Origin of the sequence: Shimia haliotis, from assembly GCF_900114415.1 — a bacterium.
Lineage (GTDB): Bacteria > Pseudomonadota > Alphaproteobacteria > Rhodobacterales > Rhodobacteraceae > Shimia > Shimia haliotis.
In genome coordinates, this window is sequence record NZ_FOSZ01000002.1 from 468,073 (window position 1) to 485,302 (window position 17,230).

Here is a 17,230-nt window from a genome sequence, read left to right on the forward strand (position 1 = left end):
AGGCTTGGCATTGACTGCTGCGGCTTGTATGCAGCATTTCGCGTTACGGTAAGGGGCGAAAGGGCCCTATGACAGAAGAACGCAGCGTCACAGGAGGCCGCCCGTTGGATACGCAAACGCTGACAGCAGACAAGGCGGGCTTTGCCCGTGCAGCAACCCTTCTGGACGCTGGCGGTCTGGTGGCCTTTCCAACGGAGACCGTTTACGGGCTTGGCGCAGACGCGCGCAATGATCTGGCTGTGGCCCGCATCTTTGAGGCCAAAGGCCGCCCCCGATTTAATCCGCTGATCGTGCATGTACCGGACGTGGAGCTGGCAAAACGCTACGTCATTTGGGACGATGAGGCTGATCGATTGGCTGCCGCGTTCTGGCCCGGCCCGCTGACGCTGGTTCTGCCATTGCGCCCCGACAGCGGCCTCAGCCCGCTTGTAACAGCGGATTTGCAGACACTGGCCATTCGTGTTCCGGCGCATCCTGTGGCCCGTGCTCTACTGGAAAGATTTGGCGGGCCGGTCGCCGCGCCCTCCGCCAACCCGTCCGGCCGGATCAGCCCGACCAAAGCCGCACATGTGCTTGCCGGCCTTACAGGCCGGATTGAGGCCGTGGTGGACGGCGGCGATTGTGATGTGGGTGTCGAAAGCACCATTCTCGGGCTTGGCGAAACACCGACGTTGCTGCGCCCCGGTGGCCTGCCGCAGGAAGCACTGGAGGCGGCACTTGGCACGACCTTGACCCGCTATCAGGACGGCGATCCGTTGACCGCGCCCGGCCAGATGACGTCGCACTACGCACCCGGCGCCAAAGTGCGCCTGAATGCCCGCGAAATTGACAAAGGCGAACGGCTGCTTGGGTTTGGCAATGTCCAGAACGCCACCCTCAACCTCAGCCCAGCATGCGACCTGACAGAAGCAGCGGCCAACCTGTTTCACCACCTGCACTCTCTGGATCAATCAGGTAATGCCCCCATCGCTGTTTCGCCAATTCCCGAAACCGGATTGGGACGTGCAATCAACGACCGCCTGCGCCGCGCCGCTGCTCCACGGTCGTAAAGGGGCCAGCCCCTCTTGGCCTGCGGCCAATTCACCCCGAGGTATTTTCGGCAATAGGAAATACGGTGGCTTCAGGTCTGGGTGATGCCGAGCGCACCAAGCACTTTCTCCGCCGCTGCCGTGGGGGCCATGTCGCCGGCGGCCACCTCGGCACCGGCTGCAGCCACCAAACGTTGCGCCTCTTTGGTTTCAAGCCGCGCCAGCAAGGCCTGACGCAATTCTTCGTGAAACCAATACTGCGCCTGATGCGCACGTCGCCCCTCCCAATGACCATTCTCCTTGCGCCAGCCAGTGAGGCTTTGCATCTCTTCCCACGCCTGAGCCAGCCCGTCTTCCTCCAGCGCTGACACGGTCATCGCTTTGGGGAAACCCTCAGGATCCTGTGGCCGTTTGCGCAGCAGACGCAGCGCGCCCGCATAATCCGCGCAGGTGCGCATCGCGGTCGGCTTCAGATCCCCGTCCGCCTTGTTCACCAAAATGACGTCCGCCATTTCCATGATCCCGCGCTTGACCCCCTGAAGTTCATCTCCGCCCGCTGGTGCCAACAAAAGCAGGAACAGGTCCGACATTTCGGCAACAACGGTCTCTGACTGCCCGACCCCCACGGTTTCAATCAGCACCACGTCAAAGCCCGCAGCTTCGCAAAGCGCAACGGCCTCCCGGGTGCGCCGGGCCACCCCGCCCAGATGGGTCTGGCTTGGGGACGGCCGGATAAAAGCGTTCTTGTCGCGGCTCAAACGTTCCATCCGTGTCTTGTCGCCAAGAATCGACCCGCCGGAGCGCGCCGAACTCGGATCCACCGCCAGCACCGCAACCCGCAGCCCCTGCGCGGTGAGCATCATGCCAAAGCTCTCGATAAAGGTGGACTTACCCACCCCCGGCGTGCCCGACAGACCGATGCGCAACGCCTGTCGCCCTGCACCACGCAGCCCGTCCAACAGCTCCGCCGCCTGCGCTCTGTGATCCTCACGTGCGCTCTCGACCAGCGTGATCGCTCTTGCCAGCGCGCGACGCTCTTGGTTCAATATCCTGTCTCGCAAGTCTGCGATATTCATACCGTCACCCGATTTTAGTCTGAGCCCGTTCATGCCCCGCCCCCATTGCCCTTGTCCAGCCCGAGGCCATTCATTGCGACAACTTGCACGAAACATCGCCCTTGGCGTTTGGCTTGCGGCTCCGGCGCCACTCCTTGCCGATCAGGCGCAGCTCTGGTCGGTGCACGCCTTTGGCCTCAAGGTTGGCGAACTCAAGATCCGGTCCACCAGCACGCCTGCGACCTACAACGGCAATGGCACGTTCAAAACCACAGGTCTTGCCGGTGTTCTCAGGCGCATCCGGTTCACCATTGCAGCCCACGGCACACCGCGCGGCGCCGACCTCCTGCCCATGGCCTATGACGGTTTTATCGACACCGGACGGCGCGTGTCTGAGACCAAATTGCGGTTTCAGGGGGGACTGCCAATCAAGATAGCCGGAGATCAAGACCCCGAAACGCCGATCTCAAACGCTGCAAAACGTGGTGCGCTCGATCCCATGTCGATGATGCTCCTGACCGTCCGCGACCAGTCAGACGCCACGCTCTGCACTATCAATGAAACCCAATTTGACGGCACCCGCCTTGTGCGCATCAACCTGCGAACCCGCAATGACGCAGGCGATCACGTGGAATGTTCCGGAACCTACGATCGCATCGGTGGCTATTCCGCTGACGAACTCGCCGAGTTAAAAACCTCGCCCCTCTCGATCACCTACCACCGTCAGGACGGCCTGTGGCAGGCCCAAGAAATCCGGCTCACATCGCGCCACGGCAAGGCAAAGCTCCTGCGTCAGGAGTAGCCTCTGGACGCCAAGCCTTCGCTGTCCGATAAGTCGCCCATGACGACTTTGCCGATCCACGACGCCCTTGATCCGCTGATCACCGCGCTGCGCGACACCAACCGTGCCGTGCTGCAAGCGCCCCCTGGCGCCGGCAAAACCACCGTTGTTCCTTTGGCGATGCTTGATGCGGGCCTAACCAACGGCCGCATTCTGATGCTTGAGCCCCGCCGCCTTGCTGCGCGTGCTGCGGCCGAACGCATGGCACAAACGCTGGGAGAGAAAGCCGGCGAGACCGTTGGCTACCGCGTGCGCGGAGAAAGCAAAGTTGGCAAATCCACCCGCATCGAAGTTGTCACCGAAGGCATTCTGACCCGCATGATCCAGTCGGATGCAGAATTGTCCGGCATCGGCGCGGTGATCTTTGACGAATTTCACGAACGCTCGCTCAATGCCGACCTTGGCCTTGCGCTCTGTCTGGAAATCGCCGACGCCCTGCGCGATGACCTGATCCTCCTGGCGATGTCAGCCACGCTTGACGCCGAACCTGTGGCCGCGCTGATGGGCGAGGTCCCCGTCATCACCTCCGAGGGGCGCGCCTTCCCTGTCGAAACCCGCTGGATCGACAGGCCTTTGGGCAAAAAGGACCGCCTTGAGGACGCCACCGCGCGCCTGATCGAAAAGGCCGTTAGCGAAACCGAGGGCGGCGTGCTGGTCTTTCTCCCGGGCGAAGGCGAGATCCGCCGCACCCAATCCGCCCTGCGCCTGCCAGAGGACTGTTCTGTGCATCCGCTCTTTGGCGCAATGCCATTCAAAGACCAACAGGCCGCAATCCGGCCCGCCCAATCAGGCCGCAAAGTGGTTCTTGCCACCTCCATTGCAGAAACCTCTCTGACCATCCAGGACATCCGTGTAGTGATCGACGCCGGCCGCGCACGCCGCGCGCGTTTTGATCCCGGCTCCGGCATGTCACGCCTTGTCACCGAACGCGTCACCCGCGCCGAAGCCACACAACGACAGGGGCGCGCAGGCCGCGTGGCCGAGGGCACTTGCTACCGTTTGTGGACCAAAGGCGAAGAAGGCGGCCTTCTGCCCTTCCCACCCGCCGAAATCGAAGCCGCCGACCTCACCGGCCTCGCGCTGGAACTGGCTCTCTGGGGAGCGACACCGGACGATCTGGCCTTCCTGACCCCGCCCAACACCGGCAGCTACGCCGAAGCGCAAACCGTCTTGCAAATGCTCGGCGCACTGGATGCGGACAATCGCATCACACCCCACGGCAAATCGCTTGCCGCCCTGCCCTTGCACCCACGTCTTGCTCATGTGATGGCTGTGGCCGGCCCACAAGCCGCTCCCGTCACGGCGTTGCTCGCCGCGCGCGATCCGCTGACCCGAGGCGCGCCAGTGGACCTCGGCCTCCGCCTTGAAGCGCTCGACGATCTGAAAACCTTCACCGATCGCCGCCCCTTTGGCGTCAACCGCAATGCACTCGCCACCATCCGCGACGAAGCAAAGCGCCTGCGCCGCTCCACCCGCGACGTCAAAGCTGATGACCTCTCCCCCGAAGAGTTGGCGGCGCTTGCCTATCCCGACCGCATCGGCCTGCGCCGCAAGGGCGACACCCCGCGGTTTGTACTATCAGGTGGCAAAGGTGCCGTTCTGGACGACGGCGATCCGCTGGCCAATGCCCGCCTGATCGTCGTGACCGACACCGACGGCAACCCGCGCGAGGCGCGCATCCGTCAGGCCATCCAGATCAGCGAAGCCCAACTGCGCAACCTTTTCTCCGATCAAATTGCTTGGCAGGACACCTGCACTTGGTCCAAACGCGAGCGCCGCGTGATTGCACGCCGACAGGAAATGTTGGGCGCGATTGCCTTGGATGACCGCGTTTGGAAAGACGCACCGGACGACGCGGTCGCCAGTGCCATGCTGGACGGGGTGCGTGATCTTGGCATCACGCTTTCTTCGGCAGCCAAACGTTTTGTTGCCCGTGTTGAATTGATCCGCACCGCCGGCCATGACCTTCCTGACATGACGCCCGACGCGCTTTTGGCCAGCATCGATGACTGGCTCCTGCCGCATCTTTCTGGTGTCAAAACCGCAGACCATTGGAAAAAATTTGACCTGTTGGACGCCTTGCGCGCACGGCTGGACTGGCCCCAGATGCAGCTGTTGGACCGTCTGGCCCCCGCGCATTTCACCACACCACTCGATCGGAAAATCCCCATCGACTACTCAGGAGAAACACCGGAAATCACACTGCGATTGCAAGAACTCTTCGGCCAGACCACCCACCCGAAGATCGGCAACACACCACTGCGCGTGACCTTGCTGTCGCCGGGGCAGAAGCCAGTGCAAACCACGATGGACATCCCGGGTTTCTGGTCCAGCTCCTATGCAGACGTTCGCAAGGACATGCGCGGTCGCTACCCGAAACACCCATGGCCCGAAGACCCCACGCAGGCCGACCCGACCCTGCGGGCAAAGCGGCGCAAGCCCTCCTGAGCGGCCACGCCTTGACGTTTTCGCACAGCGAACGTATATACATTTCAAACAACCAAAAAAACGACAGCCAATACTCAGAGCAGACCAATGACCAGCGCCTTCAAAAGAGCCTACGACAGCGTGCTTGCCCCGCTGTTGCAACGCCCACGGCGTCTGCAAGTGGCGGCTCTGTGTCTGCGCAGCCGCGGCGGTCATCGCGAAGTGCTTCTGGTCACGTCCCGCGACACAGGCCGATGGGTTCTGCCCAAGGGCTGGCCCATTCGCGGCATGGATGCAGCCGGCTCCGCCCTTCAGGAAGCTTGGGAAGAGGCCGGTGTGCGTGAGGCCAATATGAACACCTCTCCGGTGGGGACTTATGGCTACGACAAACGTCTGGACAGCGGTCTGGAACTGCCTGTTGAGGTCAAGGTGTTTGAGGCGCAAGTGACAGAAATGTTAGATAAATTTCCGGAATCTGATGAGCGGACCCGGAAATGGGTGCGCCCGGATGATGCCGCAGATATGGTCAACGAACCCGAACTTCAGGCCCTATTGCGCGACATCTGACTTATGGCTTTTGAGCCTAAGCTTGTCGCTTTCATGACAGTTTCCTAACAGAACCGTTGAAAAAATTCGGCTCTGCCGTTAGCCCTTGCGCCAACTCGGCATAGGGATTCTGTCATGGCTGCCCCCAAACACGGCAAACAATGGTCTGCACTGGACCGCGATCTTCACCGCTTCTCCTATCTGGAAGCAGGAACCGCATATGTCTCGCGCCCGTTGGTGGGCTTTGGCATCGCGCTTGCATTTATCGTTATCGCCGGCGTTCTCGCGGGCTTTGTTTTTGGCACCGACACCAGCGGCATGATCATCATCGCGGCCGCCGTGTTCGGCGCCTATATGGCGATCAACATTGGCGCCAATGATGTGGCCAACAATATGGGTCCCGCGGTGGGTGCAAACGCCTTGACCATGGGCGGTGCCATCGCCATTGCCGCCATTTGCGAAAGCGCAGGCGCGCTGCTGGCCGGCGGTGACGTTGTCTCTACCATCTCCAAAGGCATCATCGACCCCTCAGGTATGCAGACCACCCAGATCTTCATCTGGGCGATGATGGCGGCGCTGATCTCCTCGGCGCTCTGGGTCAACCTCGCGACATGGGTCGGCGCACCTGTGTCCACAACCCACTCAGTCGTAGGTGGCGTCATGGGCGCCGGTATTGCCGCTGCGGGCTTTGCCGCGGTGAACTGGCCAACGATGGGCAAAATCGCTGCATCATGGGTAATTTCCCCGGTTTTGGGCGGTGTCATCGCCGCTGCGTTCCTCGCCTTCATCAAGGCCAACATCGTCTACAAAGACGATAAAATCGCCGCTGCCCGCAAATGGGTGCCGGTGTTGGTTGCCATCATGGCCGCCGCGTTTTCTTCGTACCTGGCGCTCAAAGGCCTCAAGCGCGTTGTGAAAATCGACATCGAAACGTCGCTCATCATTGGTCTTGTGATTGGTGTTCTCACATATTTCGTCACCCGTCCGATGATCCATCGCCAATCCGAAGGCCTTGAGAACCGCAACAAATCACTCAAAGTTCTGTTTGGTTTGCCGCTGGTGTTCTCCGCTGCCATGCTGTCCTTTGCACATGGTGCAAACGACGTGGCCAACGCGGTTGGCCCTCTGGCGGCCATTGTGCACGCGTCGCAATTCGGTGACATCGCCGCCAAAGTGGCGATCCCAAGTTGGGTCATGATCATCGGGGCCTTGGGCATCTCTTTCGGTCTATTCCTGTTTGGCCCGAAGCTGATCCGCATGGTTGGCGAACAGATCACCAAACTGAACCCGATGCGCGCCTATTGCGTGGCACTTTCGGCCGCGATCACTGTGATCGTCGCGTCTTGGTTGGGCCTGCCGGTCAGCTCCACCCATATTGCCGTTGGCGGCATCTTCGGCGTGGGCTTTTACCGCGAATGGCACACAGAACGCCGCCGCCGCAAGCTGGCAGCGACTCGCCCCTTGCCTCACATTCCGCTACTTGCACCGGAAGAGCGCCGCCGCCGCAAATTGGTGCGCCGCAGCCACTTCATGACAATTGTCGCCGCTTGGGTCATCACCGTACCCGCCGCCGCCATCATGTCCGGCCTGATCTTCCTCTTGCTGAACGCAATGGTAGGCTAACAAAACCGCGGGGCGCTCAGTCGCCCCGCACCTGCGCCGGCATCAAAGCGGGCGACCCATGGCCCGCGTTCTCCGCGTCACGAACCAGGCTCATCACACGCTCGTTGATCGGGGCAGGTATGCCATGTTGATGCGCCAAAGCGACGATCACGCCCTGCAACTCGTCAATCTCGGTCAGCCGACCTTTTGTCAGATCTTCCCACATGGAACTGCGCGCGGTGGGGTCAATCGCCAACATCGCCTTGGCAACCCAACGAAACGCCCATGTCGGCAACCGCAGGATTTTGGGCACCATCGTCATCGACACAGACGCAGTCACCGGATTAGTGGTCTCCACGCTCGCCGCGGCCAGCACTGCCAGCGCTTCGGTCATCTGGTCCGCCATCAACCGTCGCCACCGGATGTCCATGATCTGCTTTCGCAGCGGCACATTGGACAAGGCGTTCAACCCGTTGTTGAGATTGATCAAAAGCTTGCCCCACTGGACCGGCGCCATTCGCTTGACCTCGTGCACATCAAGGCCCGAAACACTCAGCTTGCGCGCCACATGTCCTAGGCCTTTTTCAATCACGATGTCGCCACTTGTGCCGCGGTGAAACCGTCCGCCTCCCATCGCGACCACGTTGAACGGCACCATGCCCGCGCGCACGTCCCATCCCTGCAACCGCTCCCTCAACAGGCCCGCATTCTGGGTGCCGTTCTGCAACGACACCACGATAGCATCCTTTGACGCAAAGGAGGCGATCTGTTCGGCAATCACGGCCGTGGCACCGCTTTTGACCGTCACCAGAATAATATCCGCTTCCGCAAGGGCCTCGGGCTTCAGCACGAGCTTCACCGCATCCGGCGGCAAAGCCTCATCCAGCCCCGCAAAATCCGTAAGCAATATCCCCTGCTGCGCGATCTCTTCCAGCATATAGGGCCGCACCAACAGCGTCACATCCTGCACGCCGCGCGCCAGCATGCCGCCGACAAAACAGCCAACGCTGCCCGCACCGGCCACCACAATTCGCGGTGGCCCCGACGGTCTTTGCTCCTGATCTGACATACCATCTCCCAACGCGGATTGACCGCACATAGACATCTTGACCCGATTAAAGTCCATTTTGCGGCACAACCTAAAGGGCAAAATGCAAAAAGGCGCCCCGGACTTCCGGAGCGCCTGCGTTCTGATCTGATTTCAGTCTATCAGTTTTCCAAACACCACTTCATGATCGCCTTCTGTGCATGCAGGCGGTTCTCGGCCTCATCAAAAATCACAGAGTTCGGGCCATCCATGATGGCATCCGTGGCCTCTTCGTTCCGATGCGCGGGCAGGCAATGCATAAACAGAGCGTCAGGCTTGGCGTTGCCCATCAGTTCCTCGTTCACCTGAAACGGGCGCAAAAGGTTGTGCCGCCGCTCGCGCGCGGATGGCGCATCGTGCATGCTGACCCAAGTGTCCGTCACCACGAGATCCGCGCCCTCTACGGCCTTTGCCGGATCGCGTTCGATCTCAACGTTCACACCCTTGGCGCGCGCTTCCTCAAGGAACCCCGCCTCAGGATCAAGAACTTCGGGTCCGGTAAATGTCAGGTCAAATCCGAACTGTCCCGCCGCATGGGCAAAGCTGGCAAACACGTTGTTGCCATCGCCTGACCACACGACCTTTTTGCCCGCAATCGGGCCCGCGTGCTCTTCAAACGTCAGAATGTCCGCCATGATCTGACAAGGATGCGAGCGGTTGGTCAGCCCGTTGATCACCGGCACCGTCGCATATTCGGCCATTTCTAGAAGCGTCGCCTCTTCAAACGTCCGGATCATGATCATATCCACATAGCGGCTCAGAACCTTGGCCGTGTCCGCCACGGTTTCCCCGTGGCCAAGCTGCATTTCCGAGCCCGACAGAACCATGGTCTGACCACCCATCTGGCGCACACCCACATCAAAGCTCACACGGGTCCGCGTCGACGGCTTCTCAAAGATCAAGGCAACCATGTGATCCTTCAGCGGCAGATCGTCATCCGGCGCCCCTTTCGGGCGGCCGTTGCGCGCTGTCTTGATCGCTTTTGCGCTCTCGATCATGCCCCGAAGATCGGCCACGTCCGTTTTGTTGATGTCCAGAAAGTGTTTCATCTTCTCAGTTCCTTATGCCTGCGCCGCCACTTGCGCCGCCGCTTTGTCAAGCCGGTTCACCGCCTCGGAGATTTCGTCATCAGTGATGTTCAGAGGCGGCAGAAGCCGCACCACATTGTCCGCCGCCGGAACGGTGATCACCTCGTTGTTATATCCCGCTGCCACCACATCGGTGCAGGCCGGTTTTGCGCATTTCAGACCCAGCATCAGCCCCGCCCCGCGCACGCCTTCAAAGACGTCCGGATGCGCCGCAACCAGCCCTTCCAGCTTCTGTCGCAACAAACCTGCTTTGCGGTTCACGTCCTCCAGAAAAGTCTCATCCGTCACCACATCCATCACCGCGCCGCCCACGGCACAGGCCAACGGATTGCCGCCATAGGTCGACCCATGCGTGCCCGCAACCATGCCGCTCGCCGCGTCTTCGGTCGCCAAAACCGCACCCAATGGAAAGCCGCCGCCAATGCCTTTGGCCACCATCATGATGTCCGGCGTCACTCCGGCCCATTCATGCGCGAACAACTTGCCGGTCCGGCCCACACCGCACTGGACTTCATCCGCAATCAACAGAATGCCCGCCTCGTCACAGATCGCGCGCAACTCTTTGAGGTCCGCATCCTCCATGGGGCGGATACCCCCTTCCCCTTGCACAGGTTCCACAATCACGGCAGCGGTGTTTTCGGTGATCGACGCCTCAAGCGCCTTCAGATCGCCCCAGCCGACATGCACAAATCCCGGCAACAGCGGACCAAACCCCTTGGTCATCTTCTCGCTGCCCGCCGCCGCGATACCGGCCGAACTCCGGCCATGGAACGCGCCCTCAAAGCCGATGATCTCGACCCGCTGCGGCTGACCTTTGTCGTGCCAGTATTTCCGCGCCATCTTGACCGCCAGTTCGCAGCACTCCGTCCCCGAATTGGTGAAAAACACCGTATCCGCAAACGTCGCCGCCACCAGCTTGTCTGCCAAGGCCTGCTGCTGCGTGATATTATACAGGTTGGACACGTGCCAGAGCTTGTTGGCCTGCGTCGTCAGCGCCTCAACCAGCACCGGATTGGCATGGCCCAGCACATTGACCGCGATCCCCGCACCCAGATCCAGAAAACGTCGCCCGTCCGCTTCGATCATCCAGCTACCTTCGCCCGACTCAAAGGTCAGGTCAGCACGGTTATAGGTCGGCAAAACGGAGGGGATCATCGCGATCATCCTTTTCAAAGAGTGAGCCTCAATAAGTGAAAGTCAGAGGCGGTTTCGTCAACAAAAATAGGGGGTTTCGTGTCATATTTAGACACATGAGATCAAGGGCCGGTTACGCGCTAAGGCGTCGGCGTCGCTCAGACAGGATATGACGGAGTTTGATCATGCCGCTTCCCTAAACCGAATACCACCGAATGGAAAGCCCGTTCTTTCACTTTGTTCAAATCGGATGCATTTTGCGCAATTCGGACGCCTTTTCCGCCACGCAAGTTACAACGCTTGCCACGCACGGGCGCGACCCACATAACGCTCCTATGGACACGCGCCCCAACCCCGCCATTGCCGCCGCCCTGACGCTCGCGGCCTCCGCTTTTGCTGCAGGCACAACGCTGCTGGCCAAAGCGCTCGGAACAGGCGCACTCGGCCCAGCTCTGCATCCGCTACAGGTCAGCCACGGACGTTTTCTCTTTGCTTTTATGATCTTCGCCACGGCTGCCACCGTCCTGCGACCGCGCTTCAGTCGCCCGAACTGGAGACTGCACATCGGCCGCTCCTCTTTGGGATGGGGCGGTGTCACGTTGATGTTTGCCGCCGCCGCCTTCATTCCCCTCAGCGACGCCACCGCGATCAGCTTTCTCAACCCCGTGGTTGGCATGCTTCTTGCGATTCCCTTCCTCGGGGAACGCATCGGCCCATGGCGCTGGGGATCCGCCGTTCTCGCCTTTGCAGGCGCAATGGTTCTCACCCGCCCCGGCTCGGGTGCCCTGGAATTCGGCGCCCTCCTTGCTTTGGGGGCCGCCTGCGCTTTGGGAGGAGAACTCATCTGCATCAAGCTGCTGTCAGGGCGCGAGAAACCCTTCCAGATCCTGCTTGTAAACAACGCCATCGGCCTGACCATCGCGACCATCGCCGTCAGCTTTGTCTGGCAATCGCCAAACGCCGCCCAATGGGCCGCGCTCGCCGGCATCGGCGCGCTCATGGCCTCTGCACAAACCTGTTTTGTGAACGCTATGCGCATGGCGGACGCGAGCTTTGTCTCGCCCTTCTTTTACACGTCACTGGCCTTTGCCGCGCTTTATGACGCGCTGGTGTTCTCGGTACTGCCCGATTCCGTATCCTACATCGGCGCGGCGATGATCCTCACCGCCGCCGCCATCCTTGTCTGGCGCGAGGCCCGCCCTAGACCGCGCCCGCTTCCCTAGTCCATACGCACAATCACGGTCATGTCGCCGGCATAGGAATTGCCCCAGCGCAAATCGACTTCGCTGCCGTCGCTGCCCTGCTCAAGGTTCACATTCGGCATGTCATAGACGGTCACATTGGCCGTGTTCTTGAGCTTGCTGGTCGGCACCAGACCATCGACTCCCCGCGCGCGGCCACCAAACGGCAGTTTGCCCGCCGTGCGTACGGTCCATGTGCTTTGGTGCGTGTTCTGATCATGCGCCACACGCAAGGGATTGTGCGCCGCGGTCACCACATTGTGGAAGGTATTGCCCGCAAACAGGATGTTCTTGCCCTTGCTCATGTCGAGATCCGAGAAACTCGTGTCCACCCGATCCACGCGATCAATGGTGCCGTTGATCGACCGGAACTTGTTGCCGGTGACATTCAATCCCGTGATGAAATGCCCGCTGCCATGCGGCTTGATCACGATATAGCCAAACCACGGCGCCACATCGCCTGACAGGAACACATTGTCCGTGATCGACAGCGACCCGAACGAGAACCCGCCGGAAAAGTCCGGCTCGTTGTCATATTCGTTGGACCACTCCAAAAAGGCGTTATCGACATAGTTCCCGTCAAAGGTCGCCGAGGTGAACCCTTGGGCAAAGACAATCCCCGCAGTGCGCACCCCGTCGGTCTCGTCATCGCCCTGAAAGAAATGGTTGCCTGTCACCATCGCATTCTCGCCGCCGATCACGGCAAAATGCCGGAGCTGGCTGGCACGGTTGTTGCGCAGCTTGAAATCATTGGCGTTGCAGTTGATCGCCACGCTGATGCGATCCTGCGAGGGCACGCCGCCCTCATGGGTAATGAACTGGCACCGGTCGACCAACAACCCCTGACACCCCTCGCCGCACGAGGTAATCCCGCGATGTTTGGGGCGCGTGATAAAACTGTCGCGAAAGTGGAACGCCACACCGGACGGAGACAACAAAATCCCGCTGGCCTTTGAATTGCACTGCAATTCCACATCCAAAATCGAAAAGGCGCTGACCTTGGAAAAACCACTGAAATCAAGAATATACTTGAAACGAGTGAAGGTGTAATTCTGCGTTCCCGCCGCATCATACAACGGCTGACTCAGCGTCACCTCCTGCGTCGGTACATCCACCGCACGCACATACACCTCGCGCCCCACGCCATTGCCCGTCACCAAGGATCCCACCTGAATATTCGCGACATTGGCCACATTGCGCAATGTGCGCCCGTTCGAGGTCGCATAGGTCGCCTGCGACGTCACCACATCCGGCTCCCACGCAGTGTCCCCGCTGACGTAAAACTGCCCGTTCGCGATATGGCGCCGCTGCGCATAGCTGCCGCGATTGGGCACCGCCCCCTGCAAATCAATCGGCTCCGTAATGGTGATCCGTCGCCCCCCCATGTCCAGACTTTCATGGTCCGCGTTGTTCAAAAGCGATTGAAACGCCTTCTTGAAGGCCAGCTCTTCGTTGCCAAAAGCGTTGATGTAGGTCGGCAGATCAAAATTCTTGGTCAGAGACAGGATGGAGCCGGTCCCCATGCTGAGCGTGCCTTCAAATTCCACGGGGTTTTCAAAGGTCACGCTGCTGCCCAGAAAATAAACTCCCTCAGGCACCAAGACCCGTTTGCCATCCGCCGCCGCATCCGCCGCCTCAAACGCGGCTGCGCAATCGGTGCTGCCATCGCCCACCGCCCCAAAATCGCGCACATCCACCCAATTCATCATGTCCCGATGAAAGGCGCCGGTGATGTCCTCGATCCTCAGATCATCCACACGCACAACGCCGCCGTTGGGCCCCGTCAGATCAAGCCCGAAATGCCCATAGGCCGGCGTGGCACCCCAGACCATATCGACACCCCCACGGGCACCGCTGCCGACAATCGCGCTGACTTCGACAACCGATCCATACGTCTGCAAGGTCACGTCGCCGCCCACTTCGGACAATCCGCTCACATGCCCACCGCCAGCGGTGGCGGCAAATCCCGCAATCCTCACCGTAGGAAGGTTGCCGCTGATCGCCTTCACCCGTGCCGTGATACGCAGATAACACCCGGGCAAAATCGGTGTCTGCCCCATGTACCGCAGGCGCTGCGTGCCTTGCGTTTTCAGAAGCTCCAGACAGCCGCCAAAATCGCTATCTGCCGGCACATAGGCCGCATTGGCAGCCCCGTCATACGTGTCCGATCCTGCCGTGCCATCCTCGCTCGACCACACATCCAACCCGTCCACAAACGGCGTTGGCATCAACACCAGACCATCGGTTATCGCCTTGTTCATCTTGCCCTTTCCGCGCGCCGCGCCCCGCGCAACCCGTCCCAAGTCCTCACCCCGCACGCCCGCAATCAAGGCGGCCTAAAGGGCATAGCGCAGACAAAATTAACGCGCGGCTTTCCCACCGCGCGTTGCATCGCCAAGGATCTCGGAAGTGGTGGGGTATCAGGCGCTCTCGTCAGTGGTGATCATCTGCACCGCCGCGATCCGCCAGCCAACGTCTGTCGGCACCATCAGATAATCCAGCACATACAGCGCGCCTGCTTCGTCACGCACCAAGACGCGCTGCCACAGCGCATCGCCTTCCTGACGCAGGGTGCCAAACCGCACATCCGTCGGCCTATGCACCATTGGATAGCCACGCTTTACCATCTCGCCAAAATTCTCCGGCGTGCCGAACATGCGCCGGATGTTGTCGGCCGCAAACCCGAAGGCCTGAAAAAAATCATCGCGTTGAAACGCATCCATCTGCTGGCTGATGATCCCCTCGATCTCTCCCGCGGCGCTTTGCTGCGCCTCAACCTCCCGAGACAATCCCGCAATAACCACTAGAGCCAGCAATAAATGTTTCATGGCGCATCCTCCTGCGAAGACTACGCCGGAACGCGCCCTTCGGATCACGCCCCCCTCCCGACCGCTTGGCTCAAAACGGCCAAAGGCCCGCCAAAGCGGGCCTTTGCAAAACCTGTCTGCGTCATCAGACGCAGTCCTTTGGATCAGTCGGCTACGAACTCGCCGTCCAGCGCCTTGTTGATCAGATCGCGTGTCTCTTCCACGCCATAAAGCGCGATGAAACCGCCAAACCGCGGCCCTTGGCTCGCGCCCAGCAGCACTTCATAGATCGCCTTGAACCAGTCCCGCAGCGGCTCAAAGCCATGCACTTTGCCCACGGCGAAAACGATCGACTGCAAAAATTCCTCGTTGTCGAAATCCGCCTCCGGCAGCGGGTCTTCGTTGCCCACCAGCTCGTTCTTGCGAGCAATCATCGCCAACGCGGTCTCTGCCGAGCCCAGCGCATTGCTCAGATCTTCCAGCGCCGCGCGTTCCTTTTCGTCGGGCGCGCGATACACTTTGGCCGGCTTCACAAAATCGTTGAAGTAGCGCACCGCATAGCCCGCCGCCGCATCCATGCCCGGGTGGGTTTCCGCAGTGGCATCAGGGGCGTATTTGTTGATGAACCCCCACATCGTCGCGGTGTCCTCGGCCGAGGACGCGCTGGCAAGGTTCAGCAACATGGAGAAACTCACCACCAGATCGCTTTGCGGCACGTCGCCGGAATGGATGTGCCACACCGGATTGTTCAACTGCGCCTTCACATCCTGCGTGTGATAGGCCCGCAACTGCTGGTGATACTCGTCCATCGCCTTGGGGATCACATCAAAATGCATCCGCTTCGCGGTTTTCGGCTTGAGGTACATGAAATAGCTCAGGCTCTCGGTCGAGGCATAGGTCAGCCATTGGTCAATCGACACGCCGTTGCCCGAAGATTTGGAAATCTTCTGGCCGTTCTCGTCGAGGAACAATTCATAGGAGAAGTGGTTCGGCGCCCGCCCCCCAAGCACACGACAGATCGCGTCATAGATCTTTTCGTTGGTGGCGTGTTCCTTGCCATACATCTCGAAATCGACCCCAAGCGCCGCCCAGCGCGCGCCAAAATCCGGCTTCCACTGCAGCTTCACATTGCCGCCGGTGACAGGCAGGGTCCATTCCTTGCCGTCCTCGTCATCAAAGGTGATGGTATAGGTCTCGGCACACACCTTCTTCATCGGCACATAAAGCACGCGACCGGTTTCCGGATGCAGCGGCAGGAAGATCGAATAGGACGCCGCACGTTCTTCGCGCAGCGACTTGAGCATGATCGCCATCACCTCGTCATAACGTTCCACGGCACGCTTCAGGACCTCGTCAAACTGACCCGAGGCGTAGAACTCCTTGGCCGAATAAAACTCGTACTCAAAGCCAAAGGTATCCAGAAAACGTCGCAGCATGGCGTTGTTGTGATCGCCAAAGCTCGCGTGGGTTCCAAACGGATCCGGCACAGATGTCAGCGGACGCTGCAAATGATCTTCCAGCAACTCGGGGTTGGGCACGTTGCTGGGCACTTTGCGCATGCCATCCAAATCATCGGAGAAACAGATCAACCGAGTCGGCACCTCAGAGATCGCTTCAAACGCTTTGCGGATCATGGTCGTGCGCAAAACTTCGCCGAAGGTGCCGATGTGCGGCAGACCTGACGGGCCATAGCCGGTTTCAAACAGCACATAACCCTTCTTGTCCTTGCTCCCTTCATACCGTTTGAGCAACCGGCGCGCTTCTTCAAAGGGCCAGGCTTTCGATACAAGGGCTGCGTCGCGCAGTTCAGACATAGGATCTCTCCGGTTCAAAGGAAAACACCCTCGGAAACACCATTGCGTCCAAAGGTTCGCCGCTTCCTATTGCCCCTGACCATCGCAGTCAATATTCTGCACTGCAACACTGCTTTGCAAAGGATCACACAGTGACTCAAGACCTACCCCATTCCCTGTCGCCCCAAGACAGCCTTGTCGCCGTGATGATCGCCATTTCGGCCTCTGACGAAAACATCCGCACCGCGGAGCTTCTCAAGATTCAGGTGGCCCTCAACAACCTGCCGATCTTTGCCGAATATGACACCGACCGCCTGCAAGTGATCAGCCAGATCGTCTTTGATCTGTTTGAACAGGAAGACGGCCTTGCCGCGTTGTTTGGTCTGGTCCGCGAGGGGCTCGACGAGCGGCTTTATGAAACAGCCTATGCTCTGGCCTGCGACGTGGCCGCCGCCGACGGTTCGCTGGCGGAACCCGAGCTGCGTCTGCTTGAGGAAATCCGCTACGAGCTCAACATCGACCGCCTGCACGCCGCCGGCATCGAATGGGGCGCCCGCGCCCGCCATATGGTGTAATCCGCC

General features: G+C 60.2%; 14 protein-coding genes. 7 read left to right on the forward strand and 7 right to left on the reverse strand.

The genetic code is table 11. From position 1 onward, the window contains the following. The first annotated feature begins 68 nt into the window (after positions 1-68). Complete coding sequence (locus BM069_RS07700) at positions 69-1,049, forward strand: L-threonylcarbamoyladenylate synthase (RefSeq protein ID WP_093322495.1); 981 nt, start codon at positions 69-71, stop codon at positions 1,047-1,049. Between the two features lie 71 nt (positions 1,050-1,120). On the opposite strand, the gene meaB is transcribed toward BM069_RS07700, so the two are convergent. After that, on the reverse strand, positions 1,121-2,104 hold the full coding sequence (meaB, locus tag BM069_RS07705) for a methylmalonyl Co-A mutase-associated GTPase MeaB (RefSeq protein ID WP_093322497.1): 984 nt from the start codon (positions 2,102-2,104) through the stop codon (positions 1,121-1,123). A 73-nt stretch (positions 2,105-2,177) separates the two neighbouring features. On the opposite strand from meaB, the gene BM069_RS07710 reads away from it, so the two are divergent. The 4 genes from BM069_RS07710 (at position 2,178) to BM069_RS07725 (ending at position 7,520) form a co-directional block, all read left to right on the forward strand. Next, positions 2,178-2,885 (forward strand): DUF3108 domain-containing protein, encoded by a 708-nt coding sequence (locus BM069_RS07710; RefSeq protein ID WP_170846702.1) that lies wholly within the window; start codon positions 2,178-2,180, stop codon positions 2,883-2,885. Between the two features lie 39 nt (positions 2,886-2,924). Then, positions 2,925-5,372 carry an ATP-dependent helicase HrpB gene (hrpB, locus tag BM069_RS07715; RefSeq protein ID WP_093322502.1) on the forward strand — a complete coding sequence of 816 codons (2,448 nt, stop codon included), beginning with the start codon at positions 2,925-2,927 and terminating at the stop codon, positions 5,370-5,372. A gap of 87 nt (positions 5,373-5,459) precedes the next feature. Next, positions 5,460-5,918 (forward strand): NUDIX hydrolase, encoded by a 459-nt coding sequence (locus BM069_RS07720; protein ID WP_093322505.1) that lies wholly within the window; start codon positions 5,460-5,462, stop codon positions 5,916-5,918. 114 nt (positions 5,919-6,032) lie between these two features. Further along, entirely contained in the window at positions 6,033-7,520 is a 1,488-nt protein-coding gene (locus BM069_RS07725; protein ID WP_093322507.1) for an inorganic phosphate transporter, read from the forward strand. Positions 7,521-7,536: 16 nt separating this feature from the next. Here BM069_RS07725 and BM069_RS07730 read toward each other — a convergent pair whose 3' ends face one another. The 3 genes from BM069_RS07730 to BM069_RS07740 all read right to left on the reverse strand — a co-directional run bounded on the left by BM069_RS07730 (position 7,537) and on the right by BM069_RS07740 (position 10,829). Beyond that, positions 7,537-8,568 carry a 2-dehydropantoate 2-reductase gene (locus tag BM069_RS07730; protein ID WP_093322509.1) on the reverse strand — a complete coding sequence of 344 codons (1,032 nt, stop codon included), beginning with the start codon at positions 8,566-8,568 and terminating at the stop codon, positions 7,537-7,539. A gap of 140 nt (positions 8,569-8,708) precedes the next feature. Continuing rightward, positions 8,709-9,635, reverse strand: a complete 927-nt coding sequence (argF, locus tag BM069_RS07735; RefSeq protein ID WP_093322511.1) for an ornithine carbamoyltransferase — start codon at positions 9,633-9,635, stop codon at positions 8,709-8,711. A gap of 12 nt (positions 9,636-9,647) precedes the next feature. Continuing rightward, the gene (locus BM069_RS07740) at positions 9,648-10,829 is read right to left on the reverse strand and encodes an aspartate aminotransferase family protein (RefSeq protein WP_093322856.1); all 1,182 of its coding nucleotides are present in this window, start codon (positions 10,827-10,829) and stop codon (positions 9,648-9,650) included. A 314-nt stretch (positions 10,830-11,143) separates the two neighbouring features. On the opposite strand from BM069_RS07740, the gene BM069_RS07745 reads away from it, so the two are divergent. Then, a complete protein-coding gene (locus BM069_RS07745) occupies positions 11,144-12,031 on the forward strand; it encodes a DMT family transporter (protein WP_093322857.1) in 888 nt (295 codons plus the stop codon). Here BM069_RS07745 and BM069_RS07750 read toward each other — a convergent pair. From BM069_RS07750 to BM069_RS07760, 3 genes are all read right to left on the reverse strand, one after another. Beyond that, entirely contained in the window at positions 12,028-14,310 is a 2,283-nt protein-coding gene (locus BM069_RS07750) for a glycosyl hydrolase family 28-related protein (RefSeq protein WP_093322514.1), read from the reverse strand. The genes BM069_RS07745 and BM069_RS07750 overlap by 4 nt on opposite strands. Positions 14,311-14,469: 159 nt before the next feature. Then, on the reverse strand, positions 14,470-14,877 hold the full coding sequence (locus BM069_RS07755; RefSeq protein ID WP_093322516.1) for a DUF4864 domain-containing protein: 408 nt from the start codon (positions 14,875-14,877) through the stop codon (positions 14,470-14,472). 143 nt (positions 14,878-15,020) lie between these two features. Beyond that, positions 15,021-16,670, reverse strand: a complete 1,650-nt coding sequence (locus tag BM069_RS07760) for a lysine--tRNA ligase (protein ID WP_093322518.1) — start codon at positions 16,668-16,670, stop codon at positions 15,021-15,023. Positions 16,671-16,855: 185 nt separating this feature from the next. Here BM069_RS07760 and BM069_RS07765 point away from each other — a divergent pair, with 185 nt between their 5' ends. Beyond that, positions 16,856-17,224: a tellurite resistance TerB family protein gene (locus tag BM069_RS07765; protein ID WP_093322859.1), complete on the forward strand. Its 369-nt coding sequence runs from the start codon at positions 16,856-16,858 to the stop codon at positions 17,222-17,224. The last annotated feature ends 6 nt before the right edge of the window (positions 17,225-17,230 follow it).

What these genes read in the sequence shown, in the direction of transcription:
- BM069_RS07760 (WP_093322518.1), bottom strand. Translation starts at nt 16,670, where the DNA reads ATGTCTGAACTGCGCGACGCAGCCCTTGTATCGAAAGCCTGGCCCTTT.
- argF (WP_093322511.1), bottom strand. Translation starts at nt 9,635, where the DNA reads ATGAAACACTTTCTGGACATCAACAAAACGGACGTGGCCGATCTTCGG.
- hrpB (WP_093322502.1), top strand. Translation starts at nt 2,925, where the DNA reads ATGACGACTTTGCCGATCCACGACGCCCTTGATCCGCTGATCACCGCG.
- BM069_RS07725 (WP_093322507.1), top strand. Translation starts at nt 6,033, where the DNA reads ATGGCTGCCCCCAAACACGGCAAACAATGGTCTGCACTGGACCGCGAT.
- BM069_RS07740 (WP_093322856.1), bottom strand. Translation starts at nt 10,829, where the DNA reads ATGATCCCCTCCGTTTTGCCGACCTATAACCGTGCTGACCTGACCTTT.
- BM069_RS07755 (WP_093322516.1), bottom strand. Translation starts at nt 14,877, where the DNA reads ATGAAACATTTATTGCTGGCTCTAGTGGTTATTGCGGGATTGTCTCGG.
- BM069_RS07730 (WP_093322509.1), bottom strand. Translation starts at nt 8,568, where the DNA reads ATGTCAGATCAGGAGCAAAGACCGTCGGGGCCACCGCGAATTGTGGTG.
- BM069_RS07765 (WP_093322859.1), top strand. Translation starts at nt 16,856, where the DNA reads ATGATCGCCATTTCGGCCTCTGACGAAAACATCCGCACCGCGGAGCTT.
- BM069_RS07745 (WP_093322857.1), top strand. Translation starts at nt 11,144, where the DNA reads ATGGACACGCGCCCCAACCCCGCCATTGCCGCCGCCCTGACGCTCGCG.
- BM069_RS07750 (WP_093322514.1), bottom strand. Translation starts at nt 14,310, where the DNA reads ATGAACAAGGCGATAACCGATGGTCTGGTGTTGATGCCAACGCCGTTT.
- meaB (WP_093322497.1), bottom strand. Translation starts at nt 2,104, where the DNA reads ATGAATATCGCAGACTTGCGAGACAGGATATTGAACCAAGAGCGTCGC.
- BM069_RS07720 (WP_093322505.1), top strand. Translation starts at nt 5,460, where the DNA reads ATGACCAGCGCCTTCAAAAGAGCCTACGACAGCGTGCTTGCCCCGCTG.
- BM069_RS07700 (WP_093322495.1), top strand. Translation starts at nt 69, where the DNA reads ATGACAGAAGAACGCAGCGTCACAGGAGGCCGCCCGTTGGATACGCAA.